Source organism: Streptomyces sp. NPDC057302 (assembly GCF_042667685.1).
In the GTDB taxonomy this organism is placed as follows: domain Bacteria; phylum Actinomycetota; class Actinomycetes; order Streptomycetales; family Streptomycetaceae; genus Streptomyces.
The window spans coordinates 14,342-29,450 of record NZ_JBHUZJ010000079.1; the positions used below are offsets into that span (position 1 = coordinate 14,342).

Here is a 15,109-nt window from a genome sequence, read left to right on the forward strand (position 1 = left end):
TTCCGCTTCACAAGGTGATGGACAGCGGAAATAAAGGCTACGCCTCCATCGCCGTCAGGTGCAGACCGGCCCCGTCATCCGTCGTGTAAGTCACACTGGATCGATGGTTTCGGCGCTGTAAATGGCGGGAAACAAGCGGGGTTCCGCAACGCCACATGGCCGCGCGGGCCCGGCCCGACGCGGCGGCGTCACTCGGGCGCGCTTCAGATGCACCCGCGAATCGCTTCCGTTTCGAACCCTACGTCAACTTCGCACTTCGGGCAGGCCCGGAAGAGTGACCTGGATGCGGCAGCCGCGAGGGGATTCGGCCACGCCGATGTGCCCGCCGTGCATGTCGACCGCCCAGCGCGCGATGGCGAGCCCGAGACCGGTGCCGCCGTCGCTGCCGGGTCCGTGCGGGGTGGAATTGGCGTGGCTGCCGCGGTTGAAGCGCTCGAAGACGCGGTGCCACTCCGACTCCGGGATGCCGGGGCCCTCGTCGAGGACCTCCAGGTCCAGGGACTCGGGGTAGAGGCCGCGCCGGGCGCGCACGGTGACGCGGCCGTGCGGCGGGCTGTGCTTGACCGCGTTGTCGATGAGGTTGGCCACGACCTGGTGCAGGCGCTCGGCGTCCGCGTGCGCGGTCAGCTCGGGCGGCGTGACGTCCAGGTGCAGATGGACGTCCGTGCGGGTGTGGCTGCCGGAGCCCGACGCGATGCCCGCGCGGGCCGAGGCCACCATGTTGGCCTCCTTCAGGACGCCCGACAGATAGGGCCACACCTCGAAGCGGCGGGCCCGCAGCGGTACGACGCCGTTGTCCAGGCGGGAGAGGTCGAGCAGGGTCTCCACGAGCCGCCCGAGGCGCTCCGTCTGCTTCAGGGCCGTACGCATGGTCTCCGGGTCGGCGGCGGAGACTCCGTCGACGACGTTCTCCAGGACCGCGCGAAGGGCCGCGATGGGCGTGCGCAGCTCGTGCGAGACGTTGGCGACCAGCTCCTTGCGCTGCTGGTCCTGGGCCTCCAGGTCGTCCGCCATGCGGTTGATCGTGGTGGCCACGTCGCCCAGCTCGTCGCGGCGGTCGGCGCCGCGCACCCGGCGCGTGTAGTCGCCGTGCGAGACGGCGCGCGCCACGGAGTTCATCTCGTCCAGGGGCGCGGTGAGGCTGTGCGCCACGAACTGCGTGATCAGCAGCGTGGCGATCACCGAGAAGACGGTGATGAAGCGCAGCTCCGTCTCCGTCTTCATCGCCACCATCAGCAGACCTGTGGTGATGAAGACCGAGACGACCACCAGAGTGCCGAGCTTGGTCTTGATGGAGAACGGCCGCAGCCCGCCGAAGGGACCGGTCATCGGACGGCTCACCTCACGGGGTCGGGGTCTCCAGGGCGTATCCGACGCCGTGCACCGTTCGGATCCGCTCGGCGCCGATCTTCCGGCGCAGGGCCTTGATGTGGCTGTCGACGGTCCGGGTGCCCGACGCGTCCGCCCAGTCCCACACCTCGGCGAGCAGCTGCTCGCGCGAGAGCACCGCACGCGGCGTGTTGGCCAGGCAGACGAGCAGGTCGAACTCCGTCGGCGTCAGGTGGACGTCCTCGCTGCGGACCCTGACCCGCCGCTGGGCGTGGTCGATCTCCAGCTCGCCCAGGCGCAGGATCCCGCTGCGCGGCGTGGTCGCGGCGAGCGCGGCCCGCTCGACCCTGCGCAACAGGACGTGCACGCGGGCCGCGAGCTCCCGCATCGAGAACGGCTTGGTCATGTAGTCGTCGGCGCCGACACCGAGCCCGACCAGCATGTCCGTCTCGTCGTCGCGTGCCGTCAGCATGAGGACGGGGACCGGCCGCTGGGCCTGCACCCGGCGGCACACTTCAAGCCCGTCGAAGCCCGGCAGCATGATGTCCAGGATCAGCAGATCCGGCTGCCAGGCCTGTGCGGTGTCGACCGCCGAAGGACCGTCTCCCGCCGTTTGCACTACGAAACCCTCGGCGCGTAGCCGGGCGGCGATGGCGTCGACGATCGTCGGGTCGTCCTCGACCACCAGAACCCGGCGCTGGGCGCCCGGCATGGCCGCCGTCGCACCGTTCTGGGAGGTGTGTGTCTGCTCCATCGCCCGCCCCTGACACTGATCGCTTGTGTTCGGTCAGCAGAGTACGGGTCGCGAAGGCACCTCGGCTACGCAGCCCTTACACCGAGATGAACCACGTCGGGTACGCCTCGGGCAACGGGGATCTCTTCCGTCCGTACCGCCTGGAACCCGGCATTCCGTAGAGCGTCGTCGAAAGCGGACGAGGGTTGTGCGGACCACACGGCGAGCACTCCGCCGGGGTTGAGGCGAGCCTGACAGGCCGCCAGACCGGCGGGAGAATAGAGGGAGTTGTTGCCCTCGGTCACCGTCCAGTCCGGTCCGTTGTCGATGTCCAGACAGAGCGCGTCGTACGTTTTCGGGGCGCCGTGAGAGGGGTCGGCGCCGCCGAGGTAGGCCATGAGGTCTGTGTGCAGGATCTCCGTGCGCGGATCGGCGAGCGCGGCGCCGGAGAGCCCGGCCAGCGGCGCGTCCGCCCCCGAGCAGTGCCAGTCGACGACGGCCCGCTCCCGCTCCACGACGGCGATGGGGCCCCAGCGCGGGTCGGCCGCCGCGTGGGCGAGGGAGAAACCGACGCCCAGGCCGCCCAGGAGGAGGCTCGGCCGCGGGCGGCCGTCCAGCGCGTCGTACGCCGCGTCGACGAGCAGCCGCTCCGAGCGGCCGTCCGAAGTGTCCATGAGGAAACAGCCATTGGCGATGATCTGCAGAAGCGCACCATGGCGCCGCAGTACGACTTCGCCGTACGGCCCCTCACGCCGGTCGATGACGACGGGGGCGGTGGTGTGGGTGTGCATGGCTGCCAGCGTATGAGTGCGGGAGCGGCCTCGTGGGGAGACTCGGGGTGTGCCGTCGGCCGACGCGGACGCAGGTGTGACCTGCGAGGTTGATGTGATTCGCGCTACACGTGGCCCGGATGGTTGGACAGCGCTCCACATAGCGGCCAAGGGTGGACGGAACGGAAGGAGCGCCTCACCGTGAACCGGAGTGCGTCGGCTGCCACCACGGCGCCCGAGGAGATCACCTCGCCCGGCCTCGACGGCATCCCGCGCCAGCGGGAGCGCTGCCCGGGCCCTGTCCTCCCGGAAGCACACGAGGCGGGCGCGGCATCCGCGCCCGCTGCGAGCCGCCTGGGCCGTCTCGGCCGCCTGCGCCCCTGGCGCCTGCTGCCGACCCCCACGGGTACGCCCTTCACCTTCGGCTACGCCGCGGTCCTCACGCTGACGTCACTCCTGGCGCAGTACGCGGACCCGTCCCTGATCTCGGCGCTGCACCGGCACTCCAGCACCGACGTGGCGCACCTGGCGCAGCAGCCGCTCCTCGTCCTGGTGGCCAGCGCCCTGTGGATCGCGGGCGGCATCGCCTCGCCGTACGCGATCGGCTTCCTGCTGGTCCTCACGGCCCTGGAGCGCCGGATAGGGGCGCTGCGCACGGCGGGCGTCTTCCTGCTCGGCCATGTCGTGGCCACCCTCGCGACCGAGGTCCCGGTGGCCTTCTCGGTCCTCGCGGGCCAGCTGCCCGACAGCTCCCTGCACCGCCTCGACTACGGCATCAGCTTCGGCGTCGCGGCGAGCGTCGGCGCGCTGGCCGGACTGTTCACGCCGTGGCTGCGGTGGCTGGTGCTCGCCGGGTTCGGCGGCATGCTCGTCGACGACCTGATCGCGTTCACGGACCCGATGACGAACTGGGGCCACCTGCTCGCGCTGTCGATCGGTGTCGCCACATGGCCGCTGGTCCGGCGGTGGCGCCGACCCGTGTCGAACTGATCGCTCACAGCGAACACTCCCTGGGGAACATTCATGGGCTCACGAGCATTGAGTCCACATAGCTCAACTTGAATGCCGAAGGGGAGATCATGACTACTGAGTCTGCTGAGTCAAAGGCGTCCACACCACTTACGCTGCCCGTGCTGCCGCTCGACGACGAGGTTGTCCTGCCCGGCATGGTTGTTCCGTTCGACCTGTCCGACACCGACGTACGCGCCGCCGTGGAAGCCGCTCAGGCCGACGCACGCTCCACCGGGAGCAGCAAGCCGCAGGTCCTTCTTGTTCCGCGCATCGACGGCACGTACGCCGCGACCGGCGTCATCGGCACCGTCGAGCAGGTCGGCCGCCTCTCGGACGGCGACCCCGGCGCCCTCATCCGCGGCCGTTCCCGGGTGCGGATCGGCGCCGGCACGACCGGTCCCGGTGCCGCGCTCTGGGTGGAGGGGGTCAAGGTCGACGAGACCGTGCCCGATCCCCTGCCCGGCGCGGTCGCCGAGCTGGTCAAGGAGTACAAGGCGCTCGCCACCAGCTGGCTGAAGAAGCGCGGCGCCTGGCAGGTCGTGGACCGCGTCACGCAGATCGACGACGTGTCCGCGCTCGCCGACAATTCCGGGTACTCCCCCTTCCTCTCCACCCAGCAGAAGATCGAGCTCCTGGAGACCGATGACCCGGCGGCCCGTCTGAAGCTCGCCACCGAGCAGCTGCGCGAGCACCTCGCCGAGCAGGACGTCGCCGAGTCCATCGCCAAGGACGTACAGGAAGGCGTCGACAAGCAGCAGCGCGAGTTCCTCCTCCGCCGCCAGCTCGACGCCGTGCGCAAGGAGCTGCGCGAGATCAACGGCGACAGCAAGGACGCAGCGGAGGAGTCCGACGACTACCGCACCCGCGTCGAGGCCGCCGACCTCCCCGAGAACGTCCGCGAGGCCGCCCTCAAGGAAGTCGACAAGCTGGAGCGCTCCAGCGACCAGTCGCCCGAGGGCTCCTGGATCCGGACCTGGCTGGACACCGTCCTCGAACTCCCCTGGAACGAACGGACCGAGGACCAGTACGACATCAAGGGCGCCCAGAACGTCCTGGACGCCGAGCACGCGGGCCTGGAAGACGTGAAGGAGCGCATCACCGAGTACCTCGCGGTGCGCAAGCGCCGCGCCGACCGCGGCCTCGGGGTCGTCGGCGGCCGTCGCGGCGGCGCCGTGCTCGCCCTCGTCGGTCCGCCCGGCGTCGGCAAGACCTCGCTCGGCGAGTCCGTCGCGCACGCCATGGGCCGCAAGTTCGTGCGGGTCGCGCTCGGCGGCGTACGCGACGAGGCGGAGATCCGCGGACACCGCCGTACGTACGTGGGGGCGTTGCCCGGACGCATCGTGCGGGCCATCAAGGAGGCCGGGTCCATGAACCCGGTCGTGCTCCTCGACGAGATCGACAAGGTGGGCTCCGACTTCCGCGGCGACCCGGCGGCCGCCCTCCTCGAAGTCCTCGACCCGGCGCAGAACCACACGTTCCGCGACCACTACCTGGAGGTCGAGCTCGACCTGAGCGACGTGGTGTTCCTGGCCACGGCCAACGTCATCGAGGCCATCCCCGAGGCGCTGCTCGACCGCATGGAGCTGGTCAGGCTCGACGGCTACACCGAGGACGAGAAGGTCGTCATCGCCCGCGACCACCTGCTCCCGCGCCAGCTGGAGCGGGCCGGCCTGCAGCCGGACGAGGTCACCCTGGACGAGAGCGCCCTGCGCAAGCTCGCGGGGGAGTACACCCGGGAAGCGGGCGTACGGAACCTGGAGCGGTCCGTAGCCCGGCTGCTCCGCAAGGTCGCGGCCAAGCACGAACTGGGCGAGCAGGAGCTGCCGTTCACGGTCGGCGACGGCAACCTGCGCGACCTCATCGGGCGCCCGCACCACGTGCCCGAGTCGGCGCAGGACCCGGCCGAGCGGCGCACGGCGGTGCCGGGCGTGGCGACCGGGCTCGCGGTCACCGGCGCGGGAGGCGACGTCCTGTTCGTCGAGGCCTCGCTCGCCGATCCGGAGACCGGCGCGGCGGGACTGACCCTGACCGGTCAGCTCGGCGACGTGATGAAGGAGTCCGCGCAGATCGCGCTCTCCTTCCTGCGCTCGCGCGGCGCCGAACTGGAGCTGCCCGTCGCCGACCTGAAGGAACGCGGCGTGCACATCCACTTCCCGGCGGGCGCGGTCCCCAAGGACGGGCCGAGCGCGGGCGTCACCATGACGACCGCCCTCGCGTCGCTGCTCAGCGGCCGTCTCGTCCGTACGGACGTGGCCATGACCGGTGAGGTCTCGCTGACCGGGCGCGTCCTGCCGATCGGCGGCGTCAAGCAGAAGCTGCTCGCCGCGCACCGTGCCGGGATCACCACGGTGATCATCCCGAAGCGGAACGAGGCCGACCTGGACGACGTCCCGGCGGAGATCCTTCAGAAGCTGGACGTCCACCCGGTGACGGACGTCCGCCAGGTGCTGGAACTGGCCCTGACCGAGGCCGAGGTGAGGATTCCGGCCGCCGCGTGACGGAGGCGGCCGGTGACCAAGGGCCCGGGACCCCGAGAGGGGTTCCGGGCCCTTGCGTCACGGCGGGCGGACTCAGCCGTTGGCGAGCGCCTGGACCCGGTCCAGGGCGCCGTTGAACTTGTTGTGGTCGCCGACCGTCGGGCCGCTCGACGTGTACTGCCACATTGTCTGGACGCCCCAGCCGGCCGGCAGCTCGCCCGGAGAGGTGTTGTAACGGGCGATCCAGAGCGGGTTGTTGACCGCGAAGCCGCCATAGTTGCCGGTGCACTGCTTCCACCAGCTGGTGGCCGTGTAGATCACCGCGTGGCGTCCGGTGCGCGCCTTGTACTGGTTCAGGAAGTCACGGATCCAGGTGACCATCGCGGACTGCGACTTGCCGAAGCAGGCCGCCCCGTACGGGTTCCACTCGATGTCGAGCGCCCCCGGCAGCGTCTTGCCGTCGCGCGACCAGCCGCCGCCGTTGTCCACGAAGTAGTTGGCCTGGGCGGCGCCGCCCGTCGTGTCGGGCGTCGCGAAGTGGTAGGCGCCGCGGATCATGCCCACGTTGTACGAACCGTTGTACTGCTGGGCGAAGTAGGGGTTCTTGTAGTACGTCCCCTCGGTGGCCTTCACGTAGGACCACTTCACGCCGCTGTTCCAGAGCGTCGCCCAGGCGACGTTGCCCTGGTGACTGCTGACGTCGACGCCCTCGGTCTGTACGGCGTCGCCACCGGGCGGCAGACTGCCCTGCCCGTCGTGCTCGATGACGCCCTGGCCGAGGCGGGCGGTGCCGCGGGCCGGAACGTCGTCGTCACCGGCGGCCTGTGCGGCGCCCGGCAGTGTGAGGAGGAGGGAGAGCGCGGAGAGGACTGAGAGCAGGACTGCGGCCGCCGACCAGCGAGAGCGGCGGGGCGTTCCGGGTCTGTGCACGGGCATGCGTGCCTCCGAAGGCCTCGAATGAGCTCGATGGAGCTCGTGGGGGGACCTGTCGACATATTCGTGGTGTGAACATGTCACGTACGACGCTACGCACGTAGACCCGTGGCTGGGAAGGGGGTCCGATGTCTGCCGTTGGTCTACTCCTGCGGCGGTGTCCGCGGCACGGCCCCACAGGGCGTTACGAAATACTGGTCGAGCTGCGGCGATGGGCCGACGCCGGCATCTGCCGCCGTGCGGGGCGGAAACTTGTCCGATCCGGAAAGAAAGCGTGCCATGGGTGCTGAAGTGCACGAGGGCGTAAGCGATGGGGGAGCCGACGTGACCGACGTGAACAGGGAGGGTGTGCACAGGCTGGTCGACCGTGAGTTCCTCTCCCTGGAGCGGGAGTTGACGCTGCTCCTGCGCCGGGCGCGTGCCTCGTCCGGGGAGATGGCACGCCAGGTCCACCCCGATCTGGAGCCCGCCGCGTACGGCCTGCTGGTCTGCCTCGACGACTCGGGCCCGCAGCGGGCCACGGACCTCGCCGCGTTCATCGGCGTCGGCAAGGCGACGATGAGCCGTCAGCTGCGGGCCCTGGAGGAGCTCGGCCTTGTCGCGCGCGAGCCCGACCCCGCCGACGGACGGGCCTGGCTGGTGCGCCTGACGGAGGAGGGCGGCCGCCGCTTCCGCGAGGTCCGCACCGGGCGCAGGGAGCAGTACGTGCGCAAGCTCTCCGGGTGGGACCGGGCGGAGGTGGCGGAACTGGCCCGCCTGCTGCATCAGCTGAACGAGTCGCCCGAGTCCTGAGGGGCGTCGCGAGGGACGGGCGCGCGGGGCTGAGGTGCGCGGGGTTCAGGTGCGCGGGGCTCAGGCGCTCGGCGGGCGGGCCCCCGGTTCACAACTCCGCGTAGACCACCGCCGCGTCGTCGTGCCGCTTGCCCCGCGGGAACACCGATCCCTCCGGGTCCGCGCGCTCCAGCTCCCGCACCCGGTCCACCAGGCGCTGCGGCCCGTCCTTGCGCAGCAGTGCGAAGCACTCCGTCCAGTCGCCCGCGCGGAACGTCTCGACCCAGCGGCCGACCCCGTCCGTCAGGGCCGCCACCGCCGTCACCTCGGCGCGCGGCCAGGTGCCGGTGACCGCCCGCGCCGCCGCCGACGGGTCGGCCGCCGCCGTGAAGAAACCGTCCTCCGCGTTGCGCAGGGCCTCGACCGCGGCTCCGTACGCGCGTCCCGCGATCTCCCGCTCGGCCGAGCCGCGCGGCAGCGCGCGGACCCCGTCACGCATCGCGCGGATGCTCGGCGGCAGTTCCGCGAGGCGCTCGTCGAGCACCGGCGTGACCTGGCCGTCCGGGCCCGCCACCAGGAGCGCGGAGTCGGAAAGGACGAGGTGTTCGACCCGTTCGTCGTCCCAACGCACCAGAACCACGGTGGCCTGAGGCGTGCGCGGGTGAGAAAGGTCACAGGTCTGACCATGGGCGTCCGCCGTGCGCGCGATCGCCGCCGCGAGGATCTCCGTGAGCGTCATATCCCGCCGCGAAACGGACAGTTCCCCCAGCGCGCCCCCGAGTCGCGCCGTGAACCAGGGGACGGAATGCAGACAGCCGTCGTCCCCGGCGGGCGGGGTCACCCCGTCCAGGAGGACGAGCGATCCGCCTTGTCCGGCTGCGGGAAGCGTCACCGCGGCATAGTCCTCGTTGGGGCGCGCGGGGTCTCCGGGCTCGGTGGCGAGTTCGATACGCATCCGGCCAGTCTGCACGAGGCCTTCACAAGGCCGTCCGGGGGCCGCGAACGGCCGGGGGTTGGCCCGGACCAGCAGGTCAGGCGACGGATTTCAGTCGGAATGATCGCTTCCGGCGGCGTGTGGCGGCGCATCCTGCCAAAGCCTGCGGTCGACGTCCAACCGGCGCTCCGTGGGCGAGACTTTCGGCCCCGTCGGGGACTTGCTCGCCAACTCCCCGCCGATGTTCACTCCTTCGGGTGGCCAGGCATGTGATGCACGACTGCCACCCATCGGCACTGAAAGGGTCATGAGCCGTACCGGGGGCGCGCGTGTGTTGACGGATCGTCACCCGGGCCCATGGGCAGACGAAAAACAAGAATGCGAGCACCGGTGCAGAAGATGCGGCCTGGGCGCAAGGGCAAGCAGACGGCTCCTGAAGGGGCCACGCCGGGCGCGACCACCCCTACAGAGCGCTCGCCCGAGCACACGGCGACAGAGCGCCCGCCCGAGCACACCGCGCCTGCGGCAGCGGGAGAGAGTGCGGCTGGAGGCGACGCGGCGGGAGAGAGCAGCGTGGCGGGAGAGGCCGCGGCGGGGGAGCGCACCGCCCCCGGCGTGAAGGCTCCTGACGGCTCGAAGCCCGCGAAGCCCCCCGTGCGGTCCGTCAACTCCAAGCCCACCGCGCGCGTGCGCAATCGGCTGATCGTCGCCGTCGCCGTGGTGGCCGCCGCGATCGCCGCGGCCGGAGCGCCCGCCATCGTCGCCGCCTCCGGGCAACTGAGCGACGCACAGAACCTGGTGACCCTCGCCGAGCGCACCCAGGACGCCGTGTCCCTGGGCCACTCGCTGGCCGACGAGCGCGACGAGGTCACCTCCTTCATCGCGGCGGGCCGCCCGCAGGGCAAGGGGCTCTCCGAGAGCCGCAGCGCCCGCGTGGACCGCCAGGTCGCCGAGTTGCGCACGGTCGACGGACCGCTGTCCCTGCGCAGCGAACTCGACACCATCGGCGCCGTCCGCAGAGCGGCGCTCACCGGCAAGAGCACTGCTCTCGAGGCCCACACGGCGTACTCGAACGTCATCACCGAGCTGCACGGCCTCACCCGCGAACTCGCCGAGAAGACCCCGCCCCGCGCGGGCTCCGGCGCCTACGCGCTCTCCGACCTCGACCACGCGGTCGAACAGGCGGCGAGCGCCCGCGGCCTGCTCCTGGCCACCCTCGCCGTCCCGCGCTCCACGCAGCCGAACACCGGCGTCGACCCGGTCACCGGCCTGCCCACCACGGTGGTCGACGAGTCCTCCGCCGACAGCAAGCGCCGCGACGGCCTCAGCGCCGCGGGCCAGCAGGCGCATCTGCGCGAGCAGGCCGCCCTCGCCGACTTCCGGGACGCGGCCACGGACGGCGCCCGCACGACGTACGACTCGACGGTCACCGGCCACGAGGTGACCACCGCCGAGAAGTACCTCACCCGCCTCACCGACCAGCCCACGCTCTCCACCGCCGAGCAGGGCTACGACCGCAAGAAGCTCGACGCCGCGCTCTCCGCCCGCATCGAGATGATGCGCGGCGCCGAGTCCGCGCTCACGGTGCAGCGCACCAAGGACCTCGCCGGGCTGCGCGACGACGACGTGGAAGCGCTGGAGATCCGCGTCGCGCTCCTCGGCGTCACCCTGCTCGTCGCGGTCGGCGTCTCCATGGCGATGGCCCGCAGCCTGACGCGTCCGCTCGCCGTCCTGCGCATCGGCTCGGCCCGCCTCGCCACCGAGCCCGCGCCCCAGGAGCCGATCCGCTTCACGGGCCGCGACGACGAGTTCGCCCAGGTCGTACGGTCCGTCAACGCGCTGCACGAGCACGCGGCCGCCCTCACCGAGCGCCTGACCACGCTCGAAGCGGACCGCAAGCACCTCATCGGCAAGCGCCAGTCCATGGCCGACGAGCGCGAGAAGCTGCGCGCCGAACTGGCCGAGGCCTCCGCCCACCTGGAGCGGGTGCGGCAGTCCATCCATGGGACGTTCGTCAATCTGGCCCTGCGCACCCTCGGCCTGGTCGAGCGGCAGCTCGCCGTCATCGAGAACCTGGAGGACCGTGAGCAGGACCCCGACCGCCTCGCCACGCTCTTCAAGCTCGACCACTTCGCCACGGTCATGCGCCGCCACAGCGAGAACCTCCTGGTCCTCGCAGGCGCCGAGCACGGCCACCAGCACCCGGGCCCCGTCCCGCTGGTCGACGTCGTGCGGGCCGCCGTGTCCGAGATCGAGCGCTACGAACGCGTGCGCATCGCCACGCTGCCGCCGCACGCGCACGTCGCGGGCTTCGCAGCGGACGACATCAGCCACCTGGTCGCCGAGCTCCTGGAGAACGCGACCTCGTTCTCGCCGCCGGACGCCTCCGTCGAGGTCTCCGGCTGGCTCCTGGAGAGCGGCGAGGTCATGCTCTCCGTGCAGGACGAGGGCATAGGCGTCACACCGGACCGCATGGACGAGCTCAACTCCCGCCTGGCGGAGTTCCGTCCGGACGACGCGTACGACCAGGAGAGCGGGGACGGGCTCGGGCTCGGCCTCTACGTAGTGGCCCGGCTCGCCGCGCGGCACGGGGCGCGGGTCCGGCTGCGCGAGCAGAAGCAGGGCGGGGTCGCGGCGGTCGTGGTGCTGCCGAAGTCGATCCTCGCCGCGGCGCCCGCGGTGGGGGCGCCGCCGGTCGGTGTTCCGGTCGCGGGGGCGGCGCCGGCGATGCACCTGCCCGGCTCCGAGGCAGAGGCGAACTCCAATGTGCTGCCGGGGCGTTCGGCGGGAGCCGTGGCCGTGACCACCGGTGCGGATCCGCTGATCGAGGCGGCCGAGGAGGCCGTGCGGCAGGCTGAGCCCGAGGCCGAGCCCGAGCCCGAGGCTGAAGCCGGACCCGAGCCCGAAGCCTCGCCCGAGACGACCATGGAGCTCGCCGTTCCGGTGGCTCCCGAGGCGCCCGAGGCTCCGGAACCCCCGGAAGCGGAGATCCACGAGCCCACGCCCGCCGCCCCCGCCCCCAAGTGGGAGCGCGTCACCGACAAGGGCCTCCCCAAGCGGACGCCCAAGATCACCGCGCCCGAGCCCACCGTGCCCAAGGCGCGCAGCGGCTCCGTGGACGCCGAAGCGCTGCGCAAGCGCCTCGGCGGGTTCCACCAGGGGGCCATCAGCGGCCGTCGCGACGTAGAGGCCGAGCTGACCGAACGTACTGAAGCGACCGAAGAGAACGAACAGACCGCACAGACCGAAAACAACATGGGGGACACAGTCGAGGAGGCAAGTAGTTGACTGCGCCCATGCGCTCGCCCAGTTCTTCCACCGGCAGTTCTTCCACCACCGGCAGATCCGTGGCCGCGTTCGGACTGAGCAGCGAAGCACGCAACCTGCACTGGCTGCTGACGAACCTCGTCGAGGAGGTGCCGGGTCTCCTCTCGGTCGCCGTGGTCTCCTCCGACGGACTGCTCCTGCTCTCCTCCGACCCCGCTCGCAACAACGAGCAGGCGGCCGACAACAGTTCGGGCCCCAAAGGCTCCAGCGCGGACCTCGCCACCATCGTGTCCGGCCTCGGCTCCCTCTGCATCGGCGCCTCCAAGCTGATGGACTCGGGACCGGTCAAGCAGACGGTCGTCGCCATGGAGGAGGGCAGCCTCTTCGTGATGTCGATCAGCGACGGCTCGCTGCTCGGCGTGCACGCCACCCCGGACTGCGACATGAGCGTCGTCGCGTACCACATGGCGCTCTTCGTCGGCCGCGCCGGGCATGTCCTCACCCCCGAACTCCGCAGTGAGCTGCGCCAGTCGATGGAGAGCGTCCGATGAGCAGTAAGCCCGGCAAGCTGCCCCAGCGGGGCGGCGACCGCAAACCCGCGCGCGTACGCCCGTACTCGCTCACCGGTGGCCGCACCCGCTTCGGCCACGTCCTGCTCGTCGAGACGTTCGTGGCCGCCCTCGAAGCCCCCGAGGAGCGCCGCGAACTGCCGCAGGGCGACGCCATCGCCCGGGTCATGCCGGAGATGCGGGCCATCGTCGAGATCTGCCGCCGCATGCGTACGGTCGCGGAGATCTCCGCGCTTCTCAAGATGCCGCTCGGCGTGGTGCGCGTACTGCTCAGCGACCTCGCAGACCAGGGAAAGATCCGCGTGTACGGCACGGGCCACGGCCCGGGACAGCCGGACCGCGCACTGCTGGAAAGGGTGCTCAGTGGACTCCGCCGTCTCTGACCTCCGCCACCCGGGCCCCGACCCGGACGAGAACCTCCAAGCCTGGCAGACGGACCGCACCCGGGCCCCGATCGCGACGAAGATCGTGGTGGCGGGCGGGTTCGGCGTGGGCAAGACGACCCTGGTCACCGCGGTCTCCGAGATCACGCCCCTCCAGACGGAGGCGCTGATGACGCAGGCGAGCGAGGACACGGACGACCTCACGTCGACCCCGGACAAGACCACGACCACGGTCGCCATGGACTTCGGCCGGATCACCCTCGACGACGACCTGGTGCTCTACCTCTTCGGTACGCCGGGGCAGCAGCGCTTCTGGTTCATGTGGGACGACCTGGTGCGCGGCGCGATCGGCGCCGTCGTGCTTGCCGACACCCGCAGGCTCTCCGACTGCTTCCCGGCCCTCGACTACTTCGAGAGCTGCGGTCTGCCGTACATCGTGGCCGTCAACCACTTCGACGGGACCGAGGAGTTCGACCCCGCCGACGTCCGTGAGGCGCTGACGATCCCGCCGCACATACCGGTGCTGATCATGGACGCGAGGCAGCGGATCTCGGTGATCGAGTCACTGCTCTCGCTGGTGGGCCACGCCCTGGCAGCAACCCCCGAATAGTCGTTCCCAGTTTTCAGTACGTCGTAGGAGAAGTGGCCGCATGCGGAAGATACTCGTCGTCGGAGCCGGCCAGGCCGGGCTCCAGATCGCTCTCGGACTCCAGTCGCAGGGGTACGAGGTCACCCTGATGTCCAACCGCACGGCGGACGAAGTCAGGTCCGGCCGTGTGATGTCCACCCAGTGCATGTTCCACACGGCACTGCAGCACGAGCGCGACCTCCAGGTGAACTTCTGGGAGTCCCAGGCCCCGAAGATCGAGGGCGTCGGCGTCTCGGTCGCCGGGCCCGACTCTTCCCCAAGCTCTCAACTGCGTTCGAGCAGGGGAGGCCCCAATCGCGTCATCGACTGGGTCGGCAAGCTCGACGGGTACGCCCAGTCCGTCGACCAGCGCGTGAAGATGGCGGGCTGGATGGAGACGTTCGCGCAGCGCGGCGGCCAGCTGGTCATCCACGGCGCGGCGGTCTCGGACCTCGACTACTTCTCCCGCACGTACGACCTGGTCCTCGTCTCCGCGGGCAAGGGCGAGCTGGTCTCGATGTTCGAGCGCGACGCCTCGCGCTCTCCCTACGACGCGCCCCAGCGCGCGCTGGCCGTCGCGTACGTCCACGGGATGGGCCCGCGGCCCGAGCACCCCGAGTTCGACGCGGTGCGGTGCAACCTGGTGCCCGGCGTGGGCGAACTCTTCGTCATGCCGACGCTGACGACGTCGGGCCGTGCGGACATCCTCTTCTGGGAGGGCGTGCCCGGCGGCCCCCTCGACGTCTTCCAGGGGGTCAAGGACCCCTCGGAGCACCTGGCGCTGACCCTCGAACTCCTGGAGAAGTTCACGCCGTGGGAGTACGCGCGGGCGACCAAGGTCGAGCTGACGGACGCGGGCGGCACGCTCTCCGGCCGTTACGCGCCGACGGTCCGCAAGCCGATCGGGCAGCTGCCCGGCGGCGGCCTCGTCCTGGGCGTCGCTGACGTGGTCGTCGCCAACGACCCGATCACGGGCCAGGGCTCCAACTCGGCGTCGAAGTGCGCGGCTTCGTACCTCGACTCGATCATCACCCACGGCGACAAGCCGTTCGACGGCGACTGGATGCAGGCCACCTTCGACCGGTACTGGGAGACGGCGCAGCACGTCACCAAGTGGACGAACGCGATGCTGTCGCCGCCGCCGGAGCACGTCCTGAACCTGATCGGCGCGGCAGGCCAGCTCCAGCCGGCGGCCGACCGCTTCGCGAACGGCTTCAACGACCCGTCGGACTTCGAGAACTTCTTCTACGAGCCGGAGAAGACGGGCGCGTACCTGACGGGGCTCACCGGCTGAGAAGCCCGAC

General features: G+C 71.0%; 13 protein-coding genes. 8 read left to right on the forward strand and 5 right to left on the reverse strand.

Annotated elements, in window-relative coordinates; translation table 11 throughout:
* Positions 1–243: 243 nt before the first annotated feature.
* The 3 genes from ACFUPX_RS35985 to ACFUPX_RS35995 form a co-directional block, all read right to left on the reverse strand.
* Positions 244–1,329: an ATP-binding protein gene (locus ACFUPX_RS35985; RefSeq protein ID WP_383332417.1), complete on the reverse strand. Its 1,086-nt coding sequence runs from the start codon at positions 1,327–1,329 to the stop codon at positions 244–246.
* A 13-nt stretch (positions 1,330–1,342) separates the two neighbouring features.
* A complete protein-coding gene (locus ACFUPX_RS35990; protein WP_249587795.1) occupies positions 1,343–2,083 on the reverse strand; it encodes a response regulator transcription factor in 741 nt (246 codons plus the stop codon).
* 65 nt (positions 2,084–2,148) lie between these two features.
* Positions 2,149–2,853 carry a spermidine synthase gene (locus ACFUPX_RS35995; protein ID WP_383332419.1) on the reverse strand — a complete coding sequence of 235 codons (705 nt, stop codon included), beginning with the start codon at positions 2,851–2,853 and terminating at the stop codon, positions 2,149–2,151.
* A 180-nt stretch (positions 2,854–3,033) separates the two neighbouring features.
* Here ACFUPX_RS35995 and ACFUPX_RS36000 point away from each other — a divergent pair, with 180 nt between their 5' ends.
* Both ACFUPX_RS36000 and lon read left to right on the forward strand, forming a co-directional pair.
* The gene (locus tag ACFUPX_RS36000) at positions 3,034–3,822 is read left to right on the forward strand and encodes a rhomboid-like protein (RefSeq protein WP_383332421.1); all 789 of its coding nucleotides are present in this window, start codon (positions 3,034–3,036) and stop codon (positions 3,820–3,822) included.
* Between the two features lie 89 nt (positions 3,823–3,911).
* On the forward strand, positions 3,912–6,341 hold the full coding sequence (lon, locus tag ACFUPX_RS36005) for an endopeptidase La (RefSeq protein WP_383332423.1): 2,430 nt from the start codon (positions 3,912–3,914) through the stop codon (positions 6,339–6,341).
* A gap of 72 nt (positions 6,342–6,413) precedes the next feature.
* Here lon and ACFUPX_RS36010 read toward each other — a convergent pair whose 3' ends face one another.
* Positions 6,414–7,256 (reverse strand): lysozyme, encoded by an 843-nt coding sequence (locus ACFUPX_RS36010; RefSeq protein ID WP_383332425.1) that lies wholly within the window; start codon positions 7,254–7,256, stop codon positions 6,414–6,416.
* A gap of 276 nt (positions 7,257–7,532) precedes the next feature.
* Here ACFUPX_RS36010 and ACFUPX_RS36015 point away from each other — a divergent pair, with 276 nt between their 5' ends.
* Complete coding sequence (locus ACFUPX_RS36015) at positions 7,533–8,045, forward strand: MarR family winged helix-turn-helix transcriptional regulator (RefSeq protein ID WP_383332427.1); 513 nt, start codon at positions 7,533–7,535, stop codon at positions 8,043–8,045.
* A gap of 88 nt (positions 8,046–8,133) precedes the next feature.
* Here ACFUPX_RS36015 and ACFUPX_RS36020 read toward each other — a convergent pair whose 3' ends face one another.
* Positions 8,134–8,979 carry a protein phosphatase 2C domain-containing protein gene (locus ACFUPX_RS36020; RefSeq protein ID WP_383332429.1) on the reverse strand — a complete coding sequence of 282 codons (846 nt, stop codon included), beginning with the start codon at positions 8,977–8,979 and terminating at the stop codon, positions 8,134–8,136.
* A 357-nt stretch (positions 8,980–9,336) separates the two neighbouring features.
* Between ACFUPX_RS36020 and ACFUPX_RS36025 the strand changes: the two genes are divergently transcribed.
* Genes ACFUPX_RS36025 through ACFUPX_RS36045 form a run of 5 tightly spaced genes read left to right on the forward strand, consistent with a single transcriptional unit; the run spans position 9,337 to position 15,099 of the window.
* Entirely contained in the window at positions 9,337–12,246 is a 2,910-nt protein-coding gene (locus ACFUPX_RS36025) for a nitrate- and nitrite sensing domain-containing protein (RefSeq protein WP_383332431.1), read from the forward strand.
* Positions 12,247–12,254: 8 nt separating this feature from the next.
* Complete coding sequence (locus ACFUPX_RS36030; protein ID WP_383332433.1) at positions 12,255–12,776, forward strand: roadblock/LC7 domain-containing protein; 522 nt, start codon at positions 12,255–12,257, stop codon at positions 12,774–12,776.
* Positions 12,773–13,177 carry a DUF742 domain-containing protein gene (locus tag ACFUPX_RS36035; RefSeq protein WP_383332435.1) on the forward strand — a complete coding sequence of 135 codons (405 nt, stop codon included), beginning with the start codon at positions 12,773–12,775 and terminating at the stop codon, positions 13,175–13,177. The genes ACFUPX_RS36030 and ACFUPX_RS36035 overlap by 4 nt, the downstream gene beginning before the upstream one ends.
* Entirely contained in the window at positions 13,158–13,787 is a 630-nt protein-coding gene (locus tag ACFUPX_RS36040) for an ATP/GTP-binding protein (protein WP_383332437.1), read from the forward strand. The genes ACFUPX_RS36035 and ACFUPX_RS36040 overlap by 20 nt, the downstream gene beginning before the upstream one ends.
* A gap of 40 nt (positions 13,788–13,827) precedes the next feature.
* The gene (locus tag ACFUPX_RS36045) at positions 13,828–15,099 is read left to right on the forward strand and encodes a styrene monooxygenase/indole monooxygenase family protein (RefSeq protein ID WP_383332439.1); all 1,272 of its coding nucleotides are present in this window, start codon (positions 13,828–13,830) and stop codon (positions 15,097–15,099) included.
* Positions 15,100–15,109: the final 10 nt, after the last annotated feature.